Raw genomic sequence first — 21,152 nt, 5'->3', positions numbered from 1 at the left:
GGCGGATGCTTTCGCGTATCTTCATCGATCGCCCCATCTTCGCGTGGGTGCTGGCGATCATCGTGATGCTGTGCGGCATCGGCGCGATGTTCGGCCTGCCGATCGCGCAATATCCCGACGTGGCGCCGCCGCAGGTGACGGTGCGCGCCACCTATCCGGGCGCCAACGCGCAGACGATCCAGAACAGCGTCACCCAGGTGATCGAGCAGCAGCTGACCGGGATCGACGGGCTGATCTATTTCAGCTCCTCCTCCAGCTCGCGCGGATCGGTGACGATCACGGTGACCTTCCAGAAGGGCACCAATCCGGACATCGCGCAGGTTCAGGTGCAGAACCAGGTGCAGCAGGCGCTGAGCCGCCTGCCGCAGCAGGTGCAGCAGCAGGGCCTCGTCGTCCGCAAGTCCAATCCGGACTTCCTGCTGCTCGTCGGCGTCTATGACGAGACCGACAAGCGCACCAATCAGGATGTGTCCGACTATCTCGTCTCGAACCTGCAGGACCAGCTGGGCCGCACGGCGGGCGTGGGCGATACCAACGTGTTCGGCGCGCAATATGCGATGCGGATCTGGCTGAACCCGACGAAGCTCGCCGCCGTCCAGCTGATCCCGAGCGACGTGACCACCGCGATCCAGAGCCAGAATGCCGAAGTGGCGGCGGGCGAGATCGGCGGCCAGCCGCAGCCCGACACGCAGATGCTCAACGCGATCGTGACGGCGCAGACGCGCCTGCAGACGCCCGAGCAGTTCGCGAACATCGTGCTGAAGACGCTGCAGGACGGATCGACCGTCAAGCTGAAGGACGTGGCGCGGATCGAGCTGGGGGCCGAGAATTACAACGCCCGCAGCCGCGTGAACCGCCATCCCGGCGCCGGCATCGCGATCCAGATGGCGCCGGGCGCCGACGCGCTGGAAACGGCCGATCTGGTGAAGGCGCAGATCGAGCAGGCCTCCAAATCGTTCCCGGCGGGCTTCAAATATGCCTATGCCAACGATTCGACGAACTTCATCAAGCTCTCGATCGAGGAGGTGGAGAAGACGCTGTTCGAGGCGATCGTGCTGGTCGTCATCGTCATGTTCGTGTTCCTGCAGAGCTGGCGCGCGACGTTGATCCCCGCGATCGCCGTGCCGGTGGTGCTGCTGGGCACTTTCGGCATCTTCTATCTCGCCGGCTTCTCGATCAACACGCTGACCCTGTTCGGGCTGGTGCTGGCGATCGGCCTGCTCGTCGACGACGCGATCGTGGTGGTCGAGAATGTCGAGCGCCTGATGGAGGAAAATCCGGGCATGTCGCCGCGCGAGGCGACGATCGAATCGATGAACGAGATCAGCGTGGCGCTGGTCGCGATCGCGCTGGTGCTATCGGCGGTGTTCCTGCCGATGGCGTTCTTCGGCGGATCGACCGGCGTGATCTATCGCCAGTTCTCGCTGACGATGGTGTCGGCGATGGTGCTGTCCGTGCTGGTGGCGCTGATCCTGAGCCCGGCGCTGACCGCCACCCTGCTCAAGGCCAAGAACGAGCATGAGGCCGAGCCCGGCCCGATCGCGCGGCGCTTCGCACCCGTCACCGCCATGGCGCGGCGCGCGGGCGACAAGTTCAACGACGTATTCGATACGATGATCGATCGCTACACCGGCAGCGTGCAGCGCGTGATCGATCGCAAGTGGCTGTTCCTGCTGATCTACGCGCTGACGGTGGCGCTGCTGGCGATCCTGTTCCTGCGCATGCCGACGGGCTTCCTTCCGATCGAGGACCAGGGCCTCGCCAACGTGCAGTTCCAGCTGCCGGCCGGCGCCACGCAGGGCCGCACCTTCGCGCTGCAGAAGCAGGTCGAGGATTATTATTACCGCACCGAAGGCAAGAACGTGATGACCATGTTCACGGTCTCCGGCGGCGGCGGCGGCGGCGTGAGCGGCCAGAATACCGGGCAGGGCTTCGTGGCGCTGGCGCCGTGGGCGGATCGGCATGGCGCGGAGAATGGCGCCGATGCGATCACGCGGCGCGCCTCGATCGCGTTCCAGGGCTTCCGCGACGCGCAGGTCTATTCGCTCGTGCCGCCGGCGGTGCGCGGCCTCGGCCAGTCGAACGGCTTCACGATGGAGCTGCGCAATTCGGGCGGCCTGACGCAGGCCGAATTCGCCGCCGCGCGCGAAAAGCTGTTGGCCGACGCGCGCGCCGACGACAAGCTGACCTCGATCCGCCTGACCGAACTGCCCGACGTGGCCACGCTGAAAGTGGATGCCGATCCGCAGAAGCTGGCGGCGCTGGGCCTGACGCAGGCGGCGGTGAACTCCACGCTCTCGGCGGCGTGGGGCGGCGTGTATGTGAACGACTTCGTCGATCGCGGCCGCGTGAAGCGCGTCTATGTGCAGGGCGATGCGCCCTATCGCCACGCGCCGTCCGACCTCGGCCAGTGGTTCGTGCGCGGGGCGAACGGGCAGATGGCGCCGTTCAGCTCGTTCGCGACGACGAGCTGGTCGCAGGCGCCGACGACGCTGTCGCGCTTCAACGGCCTGTCCTCCTACGAGATCCAGGGTACGGGCGCGGCGGGCGTCAGCTCGGGCTCCGCGATGGACCGGATCCAGGCGCTGGCGGAGGCGATACCGGGCGTGTCGGTGGCGTGGTCGGGTCTGTCCTATCAGGAGCGCCTCTCCTCGGGGCAGGCACCGATCCTCTACGGCCTGTCGCTGCTCGTCGTCTTCCTGTGCCTCGCCGCGCTCTATGAGAGCTGGAGCATTCCGGTGGCGGTGCTGCTGGTGATCCCGCTGGGGCTGGTGGGCGCGATCCTGGCGGTGACGCTGCGCGGCCTCGTCAACGACGTCTATCTCCAGATCGGGCTGCTGACGACGATGGGTCTGGCGGCGAAGAATGCGATCCTGATGATCGAGTTCGCCGAGCAGGAAGAGAAGAAGGGCGCGCGCGTGATCGATGCGGCGCTGACCGCGGCGAAGATCCGTCTGCGCCCGATCCTGATGACGAGCTTCGCCTTCATCCTCGGCGTGCTGCCGCTCGCCATCTCGACCGGCGCGGGCGCGAACAGCCGCATCGCGATCGGGACCGCCGTGATCGGCGGGATGCTGACGGCGACGTTGCTCGCCATCTTCTACATCCCGCTCTTCTTCGTGCTGGTGCGGCGCGGCGTGCGCGACGGGCTGGCGAAGCTGCGCGGCCGGCCGACCGGCTATCAGGGGCCCGACGGGCATGACGGCCCCGGTGGCGGCTCTCACGGACCGGAGGCGGCATGATGCGGCGTTTCCCGCTCCTGCTCGCCACGGCGGCGCTCACGGGTTGCTCGATGGCGCCGAAATATGAGCGGCCCGCGCCGCCGGTGCCGCCCTCCTGGCCGGTGGGCGACGCCTATCTGCGCCAGACCGAGGCGACGCTGCCCTCGCTCGGCTATCGCGACGTCTTCACCGATGCGCGGCTGCAGCAGATCATCGCGCAGGCGCTGGCCAACAATCGCGACCTGCGCGTGGCGGCGGCGAACATCCAGCAGGCGCGCGCGCAATATCGGATCCAGCGCGCCGAGCTGTTCCCCGAGATCGACGCCACCGGGCGCTTCACGCGCTCCGGCAATGGCGGGGGCGCCAACGGCTCCAGCACGTCCGGCAATGCCTATGCCGCCAATATCGGCACGACCGCGTTCGAGATCGACCTGTTCGGGCGCATCCGATCGCTGACGACGGCGGCGCAGGATCGCTATTTCGGCACCGAGGCGGCGGCGCGCGCGACGCGGCTGACGTTGGTGGGCGATCTCGCCGATGCATGGCTGAGCTATGCGGCCGACAGCAGCCTGAAGAAGATCGCCGAGGATACGGCCGCCAGCGCCCAGCGGACGGTGGAGCTGACGGCGGCGCGGCTGCGCGCGGGCGTGGCGCCGCGCACCGATCTGCGTCAGGCCGAACAGACGCTGGCGACGGCGCAGGCGGATGTCGCGCAACAGACGACCGCGATCGCGCAGGATGCGAATGCGATCGACCTGCTGGTGGGCGCCACCGTCGATCGCGCGCTGCTGGCGGATTCGATCGAGGGCGCCTTCCCGACGATCGCGAAGCTGCCGGCGGGGATCGACAGCACGATCCTGCTTCGCCGGCCCGACGTGGTGCAGGCCGAATATGAGCTGCGCGCGGCCAATGCCGAGATCGGCGCGGCGCGGGCCGAACTGTTCCCCCGGATCAGCCTGACGAGCCTCGCGGGCTTCGCCAGCACGGCTCTGTCCTCGTTGTTCACGGGCGGGGCCTGGACCTATTCGGTGGCGCCCAGCGCGACCTATTCGATCTTCCGCGCAGGCGCGGCGATGGCCAACGTGCGCGTGTCCGAGGCGCAGCGCGATGCGGCGCTGGCGACCTATGAGAAATCGATCCAGTCCGCCTTCCGCGAGATGGCCGATGCGCTGGCGCGCGAGGGGACGTTCGACGCGCAGCTGGGCGCGAACCGGCGCAACGTCAGCGCGGCGAGCGACAGCTTCACCTTGTCCGACGCGCGCTATCGGGGCGGGATCGATCCCTTCCTGACGCGACTGGTGGCGCAGCGATCCTTGTACACCGCACAGCGGACGTTGGTGTCGATCCAGCTGGTCGGCGCGAGCAACCGGGTGACATTGTATCGCGCGCTGGGTGGCGATGCGACGTTAGGCGCGCAACCGGCGCCGTGAGGCCGTTTTCATCCTCCCCCGCCAGGGGGCGGTGTCAGGCTTCAGCCTGACGGAGGGGGCGGCAGCAGGCCGGTCGCCGACCTCCCCCTCCGTCGCCTTCGGCGCCACCTCCCCCTGGCGGGGGAGGATGAGGATCGTCGCTATTTCTTCGCCTTCGCCTTGGCCTTCGGATCCGGCTCTGGTGGGGCGGGGGTCAGCGTGAAGGTCAGCTGCTGCTGATCGCGGCCGCGCGAGACGATCACCTCGATCGGATCGCTGCCGCCAAGTACGCGCGCCAGCTCGGACGAGCTGGAGATGGGGCTGCGCTTGGCGGAGAGGATCACGTCGCCGATGTGGAGCCCGGCCGCCTCCGCGATCGATCCCCGCGCGACCAGCACGACCACCGCGCCGCGCCCGCGATCCGCGCCCAGTCGCGCGGCGAGGACCGGCGGAAGATCCTCCGCGAGCAGGCCGAAGGCGCCGGTCGGCCCGGTGCCCGTTCGCAGCAGGCGGCTGACGACGACGCTGATCAGATCGGCTGTCAGATAGCGATCGGTGCGGGCGTCGTCGCTTTCGCTCTGCTGCGCCAGCGCCACGACGCGACCGTCGGGCGCGAGGAAGGGGGTGCCGTCCGGCGGCGCCTCCCCGGTGCCGTGGACGCGGACATAATAATCCTGCGTGGCGCCCTCGGTGGCGAAATCGCTCGCCACGGTCGAGGGTTCGACGATGCAGCCGGTGCCGTTGGGCGAGGAAAGCGTGAAGCCCCACGCACCGGGCGGGGGGATATCCGCGTCGGAGAGCGTGAGCGCGGAAAGATCCTCCCCCTCCAGCTTCACCAGCGAGAGGCCGGTGAGCGGATCATAGCCTTCCTGCCTGGCCTTGAGCTTCTTGCCGTCGAGCCAGGCATCGAACTCGACATCGGCGGGCACGGCGGCGCTGGTGACGACCTCGCCATCGCCGCTGATCACGACGCCCTGCGGCGCCGGACCCTGCAGGCCGGGCAGGCGCAGCGAGACGATCGAGGGGCAGGCGCTGGCGGCGCTGTCGGACAATTGTTCGAGCGGGGAGGCGCGCTTCACGACATCGCGGATCGGGGTGGTGACGCGCTGCTCCACCTTCGTCACCGGCTGCCACAATTTGGCGCCCGCGACGATGCCCGCCACGATCAGGCCCGTGACGCCCAGCGCCTGCGCGGCGCGATGCTTCCAGCGCCCGGTGGCCTGGGTGTTGAGTGCGTCGGGATGGCCTTCGTCAGTCACCGAACAAGTCCCGCTGCGCTTTCTCGATCTCCTCCGTGTACCGACGGCGGACATATTTCTCGGTAACGAGGCCGAGCAGATTGCGATCCTCGCCTACCACCGCGAGTTCGTCCGTTTCCTTCGCCTCGAACAGGCGCATGATCGCGGATACGTCCTGATCCGGGCTCAGCGTGGTCTCCTTCAGGTGGACGATCTCGCCGACCGGGGCATCCTCCTTGTGATCGCCGGCAAAGGCGGCGCTGACGCGGATGATGCCCGCATAGGCGCCCGCCTCGTCGGTCGCGATCACCACGCGGACCGAGCCCAGCGGAAAGCGGCGGCGGAATTCCGCGAAGCTGGCGCTTTCCTCGATCGTGGGCGTGTCGCGCCGCATCATCCGGCCGGCGGTGAGATTCTTCACCCAGCCCACGTCGCGCGCACTGCGAATCGTCTCGCCGCGCGTGTGCAGCCGCCAGGTGGAGAAGGAGAAGCCGAACGTCTCACGCACGAGCGTGCTGGCGCAGAGCGAGGCGGTGATGGCGGTGGAGGTGAGCGCGAAATCGTGCGTCGCCTCGAGCACCAGCATCGACATGGTCATGGGCCCGCCGACGACGGCGACGGCGAGCGCGGCCATGCCGATCAGCGCCGCATCGTTGGCGTTCACGGGCGAGGCGCCGGGGATCATGCTGATGAGCCCCGCGAAGATCTGCCCGGTGATCGATCCCAGAAAGAGCGAGGCGAAGAACAGGCCGCCGCGGAAACCGAAGCCGAGCGAGACGACCGAGGCGGCGATCTTGAGCAGGAAGATGGTGGCGAGGAAGCCGAGGCTGACCTTCATCGTCAGATCGAGGTGGAGCGCGCCGTGGCCCGCCGAGAGGACCTGCGGCGTGAGCAAGGCGAACGGGATCAGCAGCAGCGCGCCGGCGAAGGGCCGGGCCAGATCGGGAATGAACGAGCGGCGGACCATCCCCTCCATCACCGTCACCGCCTGCATGATGACGATGCCGACCAGCGCGCAGATCAGGCCGAGCGCGGCATAGAGGAAATAATCGGAGGAGACGATCGGCTCGGCGGCGGGCAGCACGACCAGATAGGCGGGCAGGCCGAGCGCGCGGACAGTGACGACCGCGGCCAGCGAGGCGGTCGCCACCGGGGCGATGGCGGCGGGGGTATAGGCGCCGATCACGATCTCGAACGCATAGAAGGCCCCCGTGAGCGGGGCGCCGAACGCCGCGCCCACGCCCGCGCCCGCGCAGGCGCCGACCAGGATGCGGAGATCGTTGCGCCGAAGTCGGAGCCACTGGCCGACGACGGAGGCGAGGCCGCCCGCCATCTGGGCATAGGCCGCCTCCAGCCCGACCGAGGCACCGGCCCCGTTCGAGAGGATCGTCTGCGCCGAGACGGTCAGGCTGTCGCGCATCGGGATCACGCCGCCGTGGAGCGCATTCGCCTCGACGACGTCGATCGGGGCGCGGCGGCGGCTACGCGCGAGCCAGACGAAGCCGCCGAGCGCGATTCCCCCCAGCGGGAGCGCGATCAGCCGGATCGGATCGATCATGGTCTGCGCGCTCAGCCGATCGTCCGCGCCGATGCCGTAGAGGATGCGCTGCATCACATGCGCGACATTGGCCTGCAGCATCGTCATCAGCCCGGCGCAGCTGCCCAGCAGCAAGGCGAGCGCGATCAGCGCCGCTTCGCTGGTGCGAAGCCGCCGTCTGAGGCCGGCGAGGACCGGCACGAACAGCCGCGTGCGGATCATGCTCACGTCGGCGGCTATGCCCTGCGTCGGAGGGGCGCGGACAGGGCCCCACACTCGATCGACATCGATACACTTCCGTTGCGCGAGATCGCGTCTCGCTCACTACGGCTCCATAGACTAGATGCGTCGGATATAAGCAAATCCTGACAAGGATATGGAGAGGATGCCGACCATGACCCCGTATTTCGGCGGCACGACCGCGCGATGAACATCGAAGGACAAAGCGCGATCGTCACCGGCGGCGCCTCCGGGCTGGGCGAGGCGACGGCCTCGCTGCTGGCGGAGCGCGGCGCGAAGGTGCTGGTGATCGACACCAACGGGCCAGCGGGCGAGGCGCTGGCGGCGAAGATCGGCGGGCTGTTCGCGGCCGCCGACGTGACCGACGAGGCGAGCGTGGCCGAGGCGCTCGCGCGGGCCGAGGCGGCGCACGGAATCGCGCGGATCCTCGTCAATTGCGCGGGCATCGCGCCGGCGGCGAAGACGGTCGGGCGGGAGGGCGCGCCCCATGCGCTGAGCCTGTTCCGCAAGACGGTCGAGGTCAATCTGATCGGCACGTTCAACCTCGCCAGCCAGTTCGCGGCGCGGCTGGCGACGGCCGCGCCGATCGGGGAGGAGCGCGGCGTGATCGTCAACACCGCCTCGGTCGCGGCCTATGAGGGGCAGATCGGGCAGACCGCCTATGCGGCGTCGAAGGGGGGCGTCGCGGCGCTGACCCTGCCGCTGGCGCGCGATCTGGCCGCGCTTCGCATCCGGGCGATGGCGATCGCGCCGGGGCTGTTCCTCACGCCGATGCTGACGGGCTTTCCGCAGGAGGTGCAGGACGCGCTGGGCGCGCAGGTGCCGCATCCGGCCCGGCTGGGCCAGCCCGCCGAATATGCGCGGCTGGTGGAGGCGATCATCGCCAATCCGATGCTGAACGGCGAGGTGATCCGGCTGGACGGCGCGATCCGCATGGCGCCGCGGTGAACCCCGCGACGGTATTCCGGCGAAAGCCGGAGTCCAGGGCCGCAGATGTCGCATTCGAAGCTCTGGGCTCCTGCGTTCGCAGGAGCACGGGAGGCTTTCTGGAGAACCCCTTTCAGGGACACGAACATGACCGATCCGATCGTTATCGTCAGTTTCGCGCGCACGCCGATGGGCGGGTTTCAGGGCGCGCTGTCCTCCGTGTCCGCGACCGAACTGGGCGCCGTCGCGGTGAAGGGCGCGGTCGAGCGCGCCGGGCTGGCGGGCGAGGCGGTGGAGCGCATCTATATGGGCTGCGTGCTGCCCCATGGTCTCGGGCAGGCGCCCGCGCGGCAGGCGGCGCTGGGGGCGGGGCTGCCGCTCTCGGTGGAGGCGACCACCGTGAACAAGATGTGCGGATCGGGGATGCAGGCGGTGATGATGGCGGCCGACGCGATCCGCGCGGGATCGGCCGACATCGTCGTCGCGGGCGGCATGGAGAGCATGACCAACGCGCCGTATCTGCTGCCCAAGCATCGCGGCGGCGCGCGGCTGGGGCATGACGTGGTGAAGGATGCGATGTTCCTCGACGGGCTGGAGGATGCCTATTCCGGCCGGCTGATGGGCGCCTATGCCGAGGAAAGCGCCACCGCCTATCAGCTGACGCGCGCGGCGCAGGATGATTTTGCGCTGCGCTCGCTGGAGCGCGCCAATGCGGCGATCGCCAGCGGGGCGTTTGCGGGCGAGATCGTGCCGGTGACGGTGAAGGGGCGGGCGGGGGATGCGCTCGTCTCCGAGGACGAGCAGCCGGGCAAGGCGCGGCCGGAGAAGATCCCGACGCTGAAGCCCGCCTTCGCCAAGGACGGCACGGTCACCGCCGCCAACAGTTCCTCCATCTCGGACGGCGCGGCGGCTGTGGTGCTGATGCACGAGAGCGCGGCGAAGGCGCGCGGCCTGCCGATCGTCGCGCGGCTGGTGGCGCAGGCGGCGCATGCGCACGAGCCGGGGCTGTTCACCACCGCGCCCGTGCCCGCGATCCGCAAGGTGCTGGCGAAGGCGGGCTGGTCGGTCGAGGAGGTCGATCTGTTCGAGGTGAACGAGGCCTTCGCCGTGGTGGCGATGATCGCGCAGGCGGAGCTGGGCATTCCGGCGGAGCGGCTCAACGTGAATGGCGGAGCGTGTGCGCTGGGGCATCCGATCGGGGCGTCGGGCGCGCGCATCCTCGCGACCCTGCTGGCGGCGCTGCAGGCGCGAGGCGGCACGAAGGGCGTGGCCGCGCTCTGCATCGGCGGCGGCGAGGCGACGGCGGTGGCGGTGGAACTGGCCTGAAATCCGATCAATAAAGACATAAAGATATCTTTATATATTGATTGACGGCGACACGGGCTTGCGCGATGAAGGCCGGGTCGAGGTTCCCCGTTCCCGCTGCCGCAAGGCGAGGGCGACGGGGCTAAGACGGGAAGCCGGTGGCCTTCGTGAGGAGGGAATCCGGCGCTGTCCCCGCAACTGTAAGCGGCGAGCGGCGGCCCCTTCACGTGCCACTGGTGCCGGGCGACCGGCGCCGGGAAGGCCGGGGCCGACGTGCTGACCCGTGAGCCAGGAGACCTGCCTCCGACGCGATAACGTTCCTCGGACGGGGGTTCCTCCGGTGGATCGCGCCAGACGCCGAAGCGTCGCGCGTCCGCCACTTGCGTTGCGGCCCGCGGCGATCCGTGCCCTTGCGCGCTCTATCCTGGTCCCCCCGTCCGGCAGACCAGGAGTGCATGATGTCCGTAACTGCCGCCAATCTGGGGTTCCCCCGCATCGGGCCCCGCCGTGAACTGAAGACCGCGACCGAGGCCTATTGGGCCGGGGCGATCGACGAAACCGCCTTGCTGGAAACCGCCGCCGGGCTGCGCGCCGCGACCTGGGCGCGACAGAAGGCGGCGGGGATCGACGTGATCCCGAGCAACGATTTCTCCTTCTACGATCAGGTGCTGGATACCAGCGTGATGCTGGGAGCGATCCCGGATGCGTATCGCGCGATCGGCGCGGCGGATTCGCTCGATCTGTATTTCGCGATGGCGCGCGGGCGACAGACCAAGGGTGGGCGGAGCGAGACGGCCGGGGATGGCTGCGTTCACGGTCATGGCGCCGGCAGCGACGTGCCCGCGCAGGAAATGACCAAATGGTTCGACACCAATTATCATTACATGGTGCCCGAGGTGGCGCCCGGTCAGGCGTTCGCGCTGTCGACCACCAAGCCGGTCGATCATTTCCTCGAAGCCAAGGCGCTGGGCTACCAGACGCGGCCGGTGATCCTCGGGCCGGTGACGTGGCTGCTGCTGGCCAAGTCGAAGGCGGAGGGCTTCGATCCTGTGTCGCTGCTGCCGGGTCTGCTGCCGGTCTATGCGGAACTGCTGGCGAAGCTGGCCGAGGCCGGGGCGGACTGGGTGCAGATCGACGAGCCCGCTCTGGTGCTGGACCTGACCGACGCGGCGCGGGACGCCTATCGCGCGGCCTATGCCGAGCTGGCGAAGGTGGCGGGCGTGAAGCTGATGCTCGCGACCTATTTCGGCGCGTTGGGGGACAATCTGGCAACGGCGCTGTCGCTGCCCGTCGCCGGTCTGCATGTCGATCTGGTGCGGGCGCCGGAGCAACTGGAGGCGGTGATCGCGGGCGCACGGGCCGATCTGTTGCTGTCGCTGGGCGTGATCGACGGCCGCAATATCTGGAAGGCCGATCTGGCCGCGATCCTCGACAGGGTCGAGGCGGTGGCGCGCGCGCATAGGGTCCAGATCGCGCCATCCTGCTCTCTGCTCCACACGCCGGTCGATCTGGAGCTGGAGACGAAGCTGGATCCGCAGATCAGGAACTGGCTGGCCTTCGCGGTGCAGAAGCTGGGCGAACTGGCGACGATCGCCGGCGCGCTCAACACCGGCCGCGCGAGCGTGGCCCCGGTGCTGGCGGAGAATGAAGCCGCGATCGCCGATCGCCGGGCCTCGCCGCTGACGAACAATCCTCGCGTGCGGTCGCGCATCGCGGAGGTCACCGCGAACTGGACGCGCCGGGTCACTCCGTTCGCCGAGCGCATCCGGCTGCAGCAGGCGCATCTCAACCTGCCGTCGCTGCCGACCACCACGATCGGATCGTTCCCGCAGACCGCCGAGGTCCGCAAGGCGCGTGCCGCGCACGACAAGGGTACGATGACCACGCAGGATTATGAGCAGTTCCTGCGCGAGGAGACGAAACGCACCGTGGCGTGGCAGGAGGAGATCGGCCTCGACGTGCTGGTCCACGGCGAATTCGAGCGCAACGACATGGTCCAGTATTTCGGCGAGCAACTGGCGGGCTTCGCCTTCAGCCGCGCGGGCTGGGTGCAGAGCTATGGCTCGCGCTGCGTGCGTCCGCCGATCATCTATGGCGATGTCGCGCGGCCGAAGCCGATGACGGTGGCGTGGTGGGACTATGCCCAGTCGGTGGCGACCAAGCCGATGAAGGGCATGCTGACCGGCCCGGTGACGATCCTGAACTGGTCGTTCGTGCGCAACGATCAGCCGCGTGCGGATACGTGCCGGCAGATCGCGCTGGCGATCCGCGACGAGGTGCTCGATCTGGAGCGGGCCGGCTGCAAGATCATCCAGATCGACGAGGCCGCGCTGCGCGAGGGGCTGCCTCTGCGGAAGGCCGATCAGCAGCTCTATCTCGACTGGTCGGTCGAAGCGTTCCGCATCTCGGCTTCGGGCGTGCAGCCGCAGACCCAGATCCACACGCACATGTGCTATTCCGAATTCAACGAGATCATCGATTCCATCGGCGCGATGGACGCCGACGTGATCTCGATCGAGACGTCGCGCTCGAAGATGGAATTGCTCGACGCGTTCGTGGACTACAAATATCCGAACGAGATCGGGCCGGGCGTGTACGATATCCACTCGCCCCGCATCCCCTCCACGCAGGAGATGGAGGATCTGCTCCTCAAGGCGGGCGGCCGCCTGTCGGCCGATCAGCTCTGGGTGAATCCCGATTGCGGGCTGAAGACCCGCAAGTGGGAGGATGTGAAGCCCGCGCTCGTCAACATGGTGGCGGCGGCGAAGGCCGCGCGCGTGGCGCTGACGCCGGGGGCCTGAGCGGGAGGGGCGCGGTGGCGGCCGCGCCCCTTATTTCTTCGTGAGCCCGGTCAGCACCGATGGCCACAGGATGCGCGTCTCACGCTCGCAGGTGGCGGCGTCCGGCCTCGGCTGGGCGGCCGCCAGCTCGGTGCGGGCGGCGGCGAGATCGGCCTGATAGGCGGGGGTGGTCCGCACCACGTCCATCGTCGCGGTGGCGCCGACGCGGCCGGCTTCCACCGCGCTCGCATTATGGACGCGGCAGACGAGGCGACTTTCGCCATAGGCCCGCGCGCGGGAGAGGATCGGGGTCGCGCGATCGGGGAGCAATTCGGCGAGGATCAGGCCGGTGGTCCAGCCGCGCGTCGTGTGCCCCGAGGGATAATCGAAGCTCTTGCCGATATCGGCGGGATCGGGCTCGCAGATTTCGCCCTTGTCGATCAGGAAGGGGCGCTGCCGCTTGAAACTGTCTTTGGCGAGATTGTTCTCGCGCGCCGTGTCCGCGCCCGCGCGGGAGAGCAACTGATAGGTGGCGGGCTGCTTGTCCGGCGACAAGGCGATGCCGGCGGCGCAGCTGAAATCCTTCATCACATCGGCGGCGGAGGAGGGAATGTCCTTCTTCGCATAATCCCAGCGATCGGAGCCGATGCCGGCCTTCATCGCCTTGAACACCTGCCGGTCCGTTTCGTAGCGGATATCGCCTTTCTGCGGCGCCGGCGGGAGGATCGCGACCAGATCGATCCGGCCGGCCGAGAGATAGCCCTGCACGCCTTTCTGGCCATGGGCGGCCGCCAGCGCGAGGCCCGATGAGGCAAGGGCGACGACGATCCAGATCCGCATGGCTATCTCCTTTAATCGACAGCCATAGTGCGCCGTTACGGCCACGAAAGCCTTTCTTTAAGGATCCTGCGCTAAAAGACTCGCATGCAAGGCAATGTTCTCGAACACGGATCCGTGCAGTCGCTGCGCCAACGCATCGCGGAGGTGGAGCAGACGAACGGCGAATTGCTCGCTTTCGCGCGCGGCCATTCCGGTGCGGCCAACGCCATCCACGAAGCCGTGCTGGCGATGATGGAGGCGGACAGCCTGGAAAGCTTCGCCTCCATCGTCACCTGCGAATGGCCGGCTCTGCTGGGCGTGGATGCGGTGGCGCTGGCTTGGTCGGCCGACGACGTGGCGTTCGCGGCGGACCGGACGGCGCTGCGCCGGTTCGAGCCGCGCATGATCGTGCGGCTGGCCGGGATCGATCGCCCGGTGACGATCCGCGAGGTGGATCGCGGCCATCCCCTGTTCGGCGAGGAAGCCGAATCGATCCGTGCCGAGATCGCGATCCGGCTATCGGGCGCGCGCGGGATCGGCCTGATCCTGCTGGGCGAGCATCAGGCGACCGCGATCGACGCACCCGCCGTCTCGCGTCTGCTGCGCTTTGTCGGCCGCGCCGCCTCGGTTATACTGGAGCGGTGGTCGCTCGCCTGACGCTTTCCGAACATTCCGCCTTCGCGCTGTCCCAGGACTGGGCGGCGCATCTCACCCGTGATCGGCGCCGTTCGGCGCATACCGTGCGCGCCTATGAGGCGACCGCGCGGCGACTGATCGCGTTCCTGGGCCAGCATCGGGCGCAGCTGATCGACATGGGGGCCCTGGCGAGCGTGGACGCGGCCGAGCTGCGCGCGTTTCTGGCGATGCGGCGCGAGGAGGGGATCGGCAACGCGTCCGCCGCGCGCGAGCTTTCAGCGCTGCGCGGGTTCCTCGCTTTCGTGGCCGGGCAGGCGGGCGTGGCGACGCCGCCCCGCCTGAAGGGGCCGCGCGTGAAGGTGGGCGCGCCGCGCCCGGTGTCGCCCGACGATGCGGTGGCGATCGCCGAGGATGCGGACGAGGAAGCGCGGCATCCGTGGGTGGGGCTGCGCGACAAGGCGGTGCTGCTGTTGCTCTACGGCGCCGGGCTTCGCATCGGCGAGGCGGTGGGGCTGACGGGGGCGGCGTTGCCGCTGGGCGATACTCTGGTGGTGACGGGCAAGCGCGCGAAGACGCGGGTGGTGCCGCTGCTGCCGTCGGTGCGGGCGGCGATCGAGGCCTATGTGAAGGAATGCCCGTGGGGGACGGGCCGCGATCTGCCGCTGTTCCGGGGCTATAAGGGTGGGGCTCTGTCGCCCGACATCATCCGGCGCGCGGTGCGGGGCGCGCGTGCGCGCCTGTCGCTGTCGGAGCGGACCACGCCGCATGCGCTGCGCCACAGCTTCGCGACGCATCTGCTGGGGCGGGGGGCGGATCTGCGCTCGCTGCAGGAGTTGCTCGGCCATGCGAGCCTGTCGTCCACGCAGGTCTATACCGCCGTGGATGCGGCGCATCTGCTGGATGTGTACCGCAACGCCCATCCGCGGGCTTGAGGGGGCCGTTTCCACCACATCCGTTCGTGCTGAGCTTGTCGAAGCACGGGCCTCAAGCGACACCGCTTGCAGCCCGTCCTTCGACAAGCTCAGGACGAACGGGGGAGGGGGCGGCGTGGGGATTGCCCACCCCCGACCCCTCCCGCAAGCGGGAGGGGAGTGTCGTTACTCCGGCAGGAAATCCGGGACCGACAGATAGCGCTCGCCCGTATCGTAATTGAAGCCGAGGATGCGTGCGCCGGGCATGTCCTTCAGCTTCTGGGCGATGGCGGAGAGCGTCGCGCCGGAGGAGATGCCGACGAGGATGCCCTCCTCGCGCGCCGAGCGACGGGCGAATTCCTTGGCGTCGGCCGGATCGACCTGGATCACGCCGTCCAGCAGGGCGGTGTGCAGATTAGCCGGGATGAAGCCCGCACCGATGCCCTGGATCGGGTGGGGCGAGGGCTGGCCGCCGGAGATGACGGGTGAGGTGGTCGGCTCCACCGCGAACACCTTCAGGCCGGGCCAGCGCTCCTTCAGCACCTGCGCGACGCCGGTGATGTGGCCGCCCGTGCCGACGCCGGTGATGATCGCGTCCAGCGGCGTATCCTGGAAATCCGCGAAGATCTCCTCGGCGGTGGTGCGCACATGGACGTCGACATTGGCCGGATTTTCGAACTGCTGGGGCATCCAGCTGCCGGGCGTGGCGTCGCAAATCTCGATCGCGCGCTCGATCGCGCCCTTCACGCCCTTCTCGCGCGGGGTCAGATCGAACGTGGCGCCGTAGGCCAGCATCAGGCGGCGACGCTCGACCGACATGCTCTCCGGCATGACGAGGATGATCTTGTAGCCCTTCACCGCCGCGACCATCGCCAGGCCGATGCCGGTATTGCCGCTGGTCGGCTCGACGATCGTGCCGCCCGGCTTCAGCGCGCCGGAGGCCTCGGCCGCTTCGATCATGGCCAGCGCGATGCGGTCCTTGATCGAACCGCCCGGATTGGTCCGTTCGCTCTTCACCCAGATTTCGGCGTCGGGGAACAGGCGGCCCAGCCGCACATGCGGGGTTCCGCCGATCGTCTCGAGTATCGTCGCTGCCTTCATGGTCGCACTTCCTCAGCCGGTTGAACGAGATGGGCCGGCGGCGCGAATGTCTTCGCCCGCCGCAATTCGGGAAAGAGGCGCGACCATAGCAGAGTTACGCCGATCGCGCCGATGCCGCCCGCCACGACCGCCGTGACGGGGCCGAGCAGGGCCGCGAGAAAACCGGATTCCGCCTCGCCCAGTTCGTTCGATCCCGAGATGAACAAGGAAGAGACGGCGCCGACGCGGCCGCGCATCTCGTTGGGCGTATAAAGCTGGATCAAAGACTGGCGGACGAACACCGAAACCATGTCGGCGGCGCCCAGCAAGGCGAGCGCGAGCAGCGACAGGGGCATCCAGGTGGAGAGGCCGAACAGCACCGTCATCGCGCCGAACACGCACACCGCCGCCAGCATCTTGATGCCGACATGATTTCGGAGCGGACGGAATCCGAGGAAGATGGCGGTGAGCATCGATCCGACCGCCGGCGCCGCGCGCAGATGGCCGAGGCCCGAGGCGCCGACATGCAGGATATCGCGGGCATAGACGGGCAGCATCGCGGTCGCCCCGCCGAGCAGCACGGCGAAGAGATCGAGGCTGATCGCGCCCAGCACCATCTTGTTGCGGCGGACATAATGGAGGCCGTCGATCATCTGGCGGAGCGGGCTCGCCCGCGCGATCGTGGTGCGCGGGATCGGCCGGATCAGCATCAGCATCGAGAAGGTGAGCAGGAAGCAGAAGGCGGCCACGCCGTAAGGCACGTCGGTATGGATCGCGTAGAGATAGCCGCCGAGCGCCGGACCCAGCACCGCGCCGGTCTGCCACGAGACGGAGCTGATCGCGATCGCCTGCGGCAGCACGGCGGGCGGCACGAGATTGGGCGCGAGCGCGCTCATCGCCGGATTGGCGAAGGCGCGCGCCACGCCCAGCAGAGCGGCGATCGTGAAGAGCGCGGGCAATGTGGTGGTGTGACGGAAGGCCATCAGCGTGAGCGCGATCGCGCAGGCGGCCTCCAACAGCGCCGTGAGTCGCACGATGAAGCGGCGATCGACCCGGTCGGCGACCCAGCCGACGACCAGAGTGAGCAGCGCCAGCGGCAGGAACTGGCAGAGGCCGATCATGCCGAGCTGGAAGGCGGCCTCGCGCGGCGCCATCGTTTCGCGGGCGATATCATAGACCTGCCAGGCGATGACGACGACCATCGAGGTCTGGGCGATCGTCGCCGAGAAACGGGCGATCCAGTAGCAGCGATAATCGCGGAAGGTGAGCGGGTGGGGGGGCTTCGCGGCCATGGTGCGGCCTTAGGACGGCGGATGCGCGGGTGGCAACGCAACTTCGCCTTTCCGGCAACAAAGCGACATAGTGGGTGGCGCGCGGGGTTGCCCCTGTCGCGAGGGCTGACCTAAGCGGACGCATGAGCGAAGTATCCGGGACAGAATACTCGGGGCCGGCGGCGTGGCGCCGCCGCGTGGCCACGATCGCAGGCGGCGTGCTGCTGGGACTGGCGGCCTTGGCCTTCGCGAGGCTGGCCGATGGCGCGCAGGAGCTGTTCGAGCGGATCGCGCATCCCCATCTCTGGCTGATCGCGGGCGCGGTGCCGTTCCTGTTCATGCTGGTGAGCTGGGTGACGATGCGCTGGTTCGCGGGCTCGCGCGGATCGGGCATCCCGCAGGTGATCGCCTTGGTGTCGAGCCCGGAGCAGGCGGGGACGAGCCCCTATCTGAAACTTCCCGTCGTGGTGGCGAAGACGGTGCTGACCTCGGTGATGCTGCTGGCGGGCGCGGCCGTGGGGCGCGAAGGGCCGACCGTACAGCTGGCCGCCGCGCTGAACGTGGCGGTCCACCGCTGGCTGCGCGTGCCGATCACGAGCGGCGTCGTGATCGCGGGCGGCGCCGCAGGCGTGGCGGCGGCGTTCAACACGCCGCTGGCCGGCGTCGCTTTCGCGATCGAGGAGCTGGCCGCCGCCTATGAGCAGAGGATGGCGGCGCTGGTGATGATGGCGGTGATGATCGCGGGCCTCGTCAGCCTCGGCATCGCCGGCGACTATGTCTATCTGGGGGCGGTCCACAGTCCGCTGCCGTTCCGCGTGGCTCTGGTGGTCACGCCGATCGCCGGGATTGCGGGCGGCGTGTGCGGCGGGCTGTTCAGCCGGGCGATGCTGTTCGCGCTGAAGCCGGGCCAGTCGCTGCTCCATCGCCTGCGCTCGCGTCCGGTGCTGTTCGCGGGGGCGTGTGGCGCGATCGTCGCGGCGATGGGCGTGCTGAGCCACGGATCGAGCTGGGGGACGGGCTATGCGACCACGCGCGAACTGGTGGAGGGTGTGCCGCAGGCGTGGTGGATGATCGTGCCGCGCGCGATCGCCACGATCGCGACGGCGGTGAGCGGTGCTCCGGGCGGCATTTTCGCGCCGTCGCTCTCGGTGGGGGCGGAACTGGGCAATGTGCTCGCGCATCTGTTGCCGGGCACGCCTTTGGGGCCGGTCGTGCTGCTCGGCATGATCGCTTACTTTACCGGCGTGGTGCGCGCGCCGCTGACGGCGGTGGTGATCATCGCCGAGGCGACGGGCAGCCACCAGCTCGTCATCCCGCTCTTCGCCTCAGCCCTGATCGCGGACGCGGCGAGCGGCTTCGTCGCGCCGGAGAAGCTGTATCACGGGCTGTCGCTGGGCTTCGTGCGGGAGCTGAAGGAGATGCGGGCGGCGGAGGAAGTGGAGCGCGAGGAATCTACTCCCGCCTGACCGGCGTGGTGCGATTTCGCTGCCATATCCAAGTCGTCATTGCGAGCGCAGCGAAGCAATCCAGTCCCGCACTGTCGGAGCTGGATCGCTTCGCTGCGCTCGCAATGACGAATGTCTCGGAGCCCCGACAGCATTGAGCCTGCCGGAGCGACCGCCTGCCCGAAGGAAGAGCGGTGCTTCGACAGGCTCAGCACAAACGATAGTGGGGAGAGCGCCCGACCTTACTGGTCGAGGAAGCTCCGCATCTTGCGGCTGCGGCTCGGGTGCTTCAGCTTGCGGAGCGCCTTCGCCTCGATCTGGCGGATGCGCTCGCGGGTCACCGAGAATTGCTGGCCCACTTCCTCCAGCGTGTGATCGGTGTTCATGCCGATGCCGAAGCGCATGCGCAGCACGCGCTCCTCGCGCGGGGTGAGCGAGGCGAGGACGCGGGTGACCGTTTCCTTCAAATTCGCCTGGATCGCCGCATCCACCGGGATGATCGCATTCTTGTCCTCGATGAAATCGCCCAAGTGCGAGTCCTCCTCGTCGCCGATCGGCGTTTCGAGGGAGATCGGCTCCTTGGCGATCTTCATCACCTTGCGGACCTTCTCGAGCGGCATCGAGAGGCGCTCGGCCAGCTCTTCCGGGGTCGGCTCGCGGCCGGTCTCGTGGAGGAACTGACGGCTGGTGCGGACGAGCTTGTTGATCGTCTCGATCATGTGGACCGGGATACGGATCGTGCGCGCCTGATCCGCGATCGAGCGCGTGATCGCCTGACGGATCCACCAGGTGGCGTAGGTGCTGAACTTGTAGCCGCGGCGATATTCGAACTTATCGACCGCCTTCATCAGGCCGATATTGCCCTCCTGAATGAGATCCAGGAACTGCAGGCCACGGTTCGTATATTTCTTCGCGATCGAGATCACGAGACGCAGGTTCGCCTCGACCATTTCCTTCTTGGCGATGCGCGCCTCGCGCTCGCCCTTCTGGACCATGTTGACGATGCGGCGGAACTCGGTGAGCGCCATGCCGGTCGCCTGCGCGATTTCGGCGATCTCGGCGCGTACGCGCTCGACGGCGACGCCCTCGTTCGTGGCGAAGGCGGTCCACTTCTTGTCGATCGTGCCGACGCGCTCCAGCCAGCCTTCCTCGGTCTCATGACCGACATAGCGGTCCAGGAAGTCCTTGCGGTTGACCTTGTGGCGCTCGGCCAGACGCAGCATCTGGCCGCCCAGCGCCGTCAGGCGGCGGTTGAACGAATAGAGCTGGTCGACGAGATGCTCGATCTTCGCGCCGTGGAACTTGACGCTCTCCACCTCGGCGGTGAGGTCCTCGCGCAGCTTCTGATATTTGGCTTCCTGCGCGGCGGGGAAATCGTCGCCCACGCCCATCGCGGCGACGCGCGCCGCCTGTACCTTGGCGAAGCTGCGATAGAGATCGGTGATGGTCGCGAAGCGCTCCAGCGCCTGCGGCTTCAGCTGCTCCTCCATCTGGGCGAGGCTGAGCGTGTTATCCTCTTCGTCGTCGTCCGACGGGCGCGGCGGGCGGGCGCCGCCCTGGCCGTCCTCATCCTCGTCGCCGTCGACGGAAGCTTCCTCCGGCTCTTCCTCTTCCTTGAAGGAGGGGCCGGCCGACTTCTCGCTGATCTCGCCCGAATCGTCGTCCTCGGCGCCTTCCACCTGCTCGGCGGTCGGGCCCTTGGAGACCATCGCGTCGAGATCGAGGATCTCGCGCAACTGCATCGTGCCTTCGTTGAGCTGGGTCGACCAGTCGATGATGGCGTTGAAGGTGATCGGGCTTTCGCACAGCCCCTGAATCATCGTGTCGCGTCCGGCCTCGATGCGCTTGGCGATGGCGATCTCGCCCTCGCGCGACAGCAGCTCCACAGCGCCCATCTCGCGCAGATACATGCGGACGGGATCGTCGGTGCGATCGACCGTCTCCTTCTTCGGCGTGGCGGCCGTGAAGGTGGTGACCTCGCCCGAGCCGTCGTCGCTCTGCTCGTCGTCGGAATCGTCGTTCTGGGGCTGCTGCTCGCCGTCCTCGCCCGCATCCTCATTCTCGACGATGTTGACGCCCATCTCGTTGATGGCCGCCATCACATCCTCGATCTGCTCGGAGGACATCTGATCCTGCGGCAGCGCCTCGTTCAGCTCATCATAGGTGATGTAGCCGCGCTTCTTGGCGCGGGCGATCAGCTTCTTGAGGCTGGCCTCGTTCAGATCGATGAGGGGCGCATCGCCGCCATCACCGCCGTCACCGCTGCCATTTGCCACCGCCACGTTTGTCTTCGCCATCTGCTGCTTCGATCCCGATGCACGTGCGTTGCAAGA

The 21,152-nt window shown here is 68.3% G+C and carries 14 protein-coding genes and 1 riboswitch; of the genes, 8 read left to right on the top strand and 6 right to left on the bottom strand.

Features of this window, described 5'->3' with window-relative positions; genetic code table 11:
• The first annotated feature begins 5 nt into the window (after positions 1–5).
• Both HL653_RS20115 and HL653_RS20110 read left to right on the top strand, forming a co-directional pair.
• Positions 6–3,242: a multidrug efflux RND transporter permease subunit gene (locus tag HL653_RS20115; RefSeq protein WP_171746081.1), complete on the top strand. Its 3,237-nt coding sequence runs from the start codon at positions 6–8 to the stop codon at positions 3,240–3,242.
• A complete protein-coding gene (locus HL653_RS20110) occupies positions 3,239–4,651 on the top strand; it encodes an efflux transporter outer membrane subunit (protein ID WP_171746080.1) in 1,413 nt (470 codons plus the stop codon). Before HL653_RS20115 ends, HL653_RS20110 begins: the two co-directional genes overlap by 4 nt.
• A gap of 140 nt (positions 4,652–4,791) precedes the next feature.
• Here HL653_RS20110 and HL653_RS20105 read toward each other — a convergent pair whose 3' ends face one another.
• Complete coding sequence (locus tag HL653_RS20105; protein ID WP_171746079.1) at positions 4,792–5,889, bottom strand: S1C family serine protease; 1,098 nt, start codon at positions 5,887–5,889, stop codon at positions 4,792–4,794.
• On the bottom strand, positions 5,882–7,627 hold the full coding sequence (locus tag HL653_RS20100; protein WP_171747146.1) for a chloride channel protein: 1,746 nt from the start codon (positions 7,625–7,627) through the stop codon (positions 5,882–5,884). The genes HL653_RS20105 and HL653_RS20100 overlap by 8 nt, the downstream gene beginning before the upstream one ends.
• Before the next feature lie 204 nt (positions 7,628–7,831).
• Between HL653_RS20100 and HL653_RS20095 the strand changes: the two genes are divergently transcribed.
• The 3 genes from HL653_RS20095 (at position 7,832) to metE (ending at position 12,678) form a co-directional block, all read left to right on the top strand.
• Positions 7,832–8,593 (top strand): SDR family NAD(P)-dependent oxidoreductase, encoded by a 762-nt coding sequence (locus tag HL653_RS20095; protein WP_171746078.1) that lies wholly within the window; start codon positions 7,832–7,834, stop codon positions 8,591–8,593.
• A 126-nt stretch (positions 8,594–8,719) separates the two neighbouring features.
• Entirely contained in the window at positions 8,720–9,898 is a 1,179-nt protein-coding gene (locus tag HL653_RS20090) for an acetyl-CoA C-acyltransferase (RefSeq protein ID WP_171746077.1), read from the top strand.
• Positions 9,899–9,961: 63 nt separating this feature from the next.
• Positions 9,962–10,197: riboswitch (cobalamin riboswitch) on the top strand.
• A 135-nt stretch (positions 10,198–10,332) separates the two neighbouring features.
• Positions 10,333–12,678, top strand: coding sequence for a 5-methyltetrahydropteroyltriglutamate--homocysteine S-methyltransferase (gene metE / locus HL653_RS20085; RefSeq protein ID WP_367613573.1), 2,346 nt, complete (start codon positions 10,333–10,335; stop codon positions 12,676–12,678).
• A 30-nt stretch (positions 12,679–12,708) separates the two neighbouring features.
• Here metE and HL653_RS20080 read toward each other — a convergent pair whose 3' ends face one another.
• Complete coding sequence (locus HL653_RS20080; protein ID WP_171746076.1) at positions 12,709–13,497, bottom strand: phosphatase PAP2 family protein; 789 nt, start codon at positions 13,495–13,497, stop codon at positions 12,709–12,711.
• Positions 13,498–13,581: 84 nt separating this feature from the next.
• Here HL653_RS20080 and HL653_RS24380 point away from each other — a divergent pair, with 84 nt between their 5' ends.
• Both HL653_RS24380 and HL653_RS20075 read left to right on the top strand, forming a co-directional pair.
• Positions 13,582–14,133 (top strand): DUF484 family protein, encoded by a 552-nt coding sequence (locus HL653_RS24380; protein ID WP_253717147.1) that lies wholly within the window; start codon positions 13,582–13,584, stop codon positions 14,131–14,133.
• Positions 14,118–15,044: a tyrosine recombinase XerC gene (locus HL653_RS20075; RefSeq protein ID WP_253717145.1), complete on the top strand. Its 927-nt coding sequence runs from the start codon at positions 14,118–14,120 to the stop codon at positions 15,042–15,044. The genes HL653_RS24380 and HL653_RS20075 overlap by 16 nt, the downstream gene beginning before the upstream one ends.
• A 165-nt stretch (positions 15,045–15,209) precedes the next feature.
• On the opposite strand, the gene cysK is transcribed toward HL653_RS20075, so the two are convergent.
• On the bottom strand, positions 15,210–16,124 hold the full coding sequence (gene cysK, locus HL653_RS20070) for a cysteine synthase A (protein WP_171746074.1): 915 nt from the start codon (positions 16,122–16,124) through the stop codon (positions 15,210–15,212).
• Positions 16,121–17,395, bottom strand: a complete 1,275-nt coding sequence (locus tag HL653_RS20065; protein ID WP_171746073.1) for an MFS transporter — start codon at positions 17,393–17,395, stop codon at positions 16,121–16,123. Before HL653_RS20065 ends, cysK begins: the two co-directional genes overlap by 4 nt.
• A 176-nt stretch (positions 17,396–17,571) precedes the next feature.
• Here HL653_RS20065 and HL653_RS20060 point away from each other — a divergent pair, with 176 nt between their 5' ends.
• A complete protein-coding gene (locus HL653_RS20060; RefSeq protein ID WP_253717142.1) occupies positions 17,572–18,840 on the top strand; it encodes a chloride channel protein in 1,269 nt (422 codons plus the stop codon).
• 221 nt (positions 18,841–19,061) lie between these two features.
• On the opposite strand, the gene rpoD is transcribed toward HL653_RS20060, so the two are convergent.
• Positions 19,062–21,116, bottom strand: coding sequence for an RNA polymerase sigma factor RpoD (gene rpoD / locus HL653_RS20055; RefSeq protein ID WP_171746071.1), 2,055 nt, complete (start codon positions 21,114–21,116; stop codon positions 19,062–19,064).
• Positions 21,117–21,152: the final 36 nt, after the last annotated feature.

It is taken from the genome of Sphingomonas sp. AP4-R1 (assembly GCF_013113735.1).
Lineage (GTDB): Bacteria > Pseudomonadota > Alphaproteobacteria > Sphingomonadales > Sphingomonadaceae > Sphingomonas_I.
This window is presented reverse-complemented; position numbering and strand designations above follow the sequence as displayed.

What these genes read in the sequence shown, in the direction of transcription:
- HL653_RS20090 (WP_171746077.1), top strand. Translation starts at nt 8,720, where the DNA reads ATGACCGATCCGATCGTTATCGTCAGTTTCGCGCGCACGCCGATGGGC.
- HL653_RS20100 (WP_171747146.1), bottom strand. Translation starts at nt 7,627, where the DNA reads ATGATCCGCACGCGGCTGTTCGTGCCGGTCCTCGCCGGCCTCAGACGG.
- HL653_RS20110 (WP_171746080.1), top strand. Translation starts at nt 3,239, where the DNA reads ATGATGCGGCGTTTCCCGCTCCTGCTCGCCACGGCGGCGCTCACGGGT.
- HL653_RS20095 (WP_171746078.1), top strand. Translation starts at nt 7,832, where the DNA reads ATGAACATCGAAGGACAAAGCGCGATCGTCACCGGCGGCGCCTCCGGG.
- HL653_RS24380 (WP_253717147.1), top strand. Translation starts at nt 13,582, where the DNA reads ATGCAAGGCAATGTTCTCGAACACGGATCCGTGCAGTCGCTGCGCCAA.
- cysK (WP_171746074.1), bottom strand. Translation starts at nt 16,124, where the DNA reads ATGAAGGCAGCGACGATACTCGAGACGATCGGCGGAACCCCGCATGTG.
- metE (WP_367613573.1), top strand. Translation starts at nt 10,333, where the DNA reads ATGATGTCCGTAACTGCCGCCAATCTGGGGTTCCCCCGCATCGGGCCC.
- HL653_RS20065 (WP_171746073.1), bottom strand. Translation starts at nt 17,395, where the DNA reads ATGGCCGCGAAGCCCCCCCACCCGCTCACCTTCCGCGATTATCGCTGC.
- HL653_RS20080 (WP_171746076.1), bottom strand. Translation starts at nt 13,497, where the DNA reads ATGCGGATCTGGATCGTCGTCGCCCTTGCCTCATCGGGCCTCGCGCTG.
- HL653_RS20115 (WP_171746081.1), top strand. Translation starts at nt 6, where the DNA reads ATGCTTTCGCGTATCTTCATCGATCGCCCCATCTTCGCGTGGGTGCTG.
- rpoD (WP_171746071.1), bottom strand. Translation starts at nt 21,116, where the DNA reads ATGGCGAAGACAAACGTGGCGGTGGCAAATGGCAGCGGTGACGGCGGT.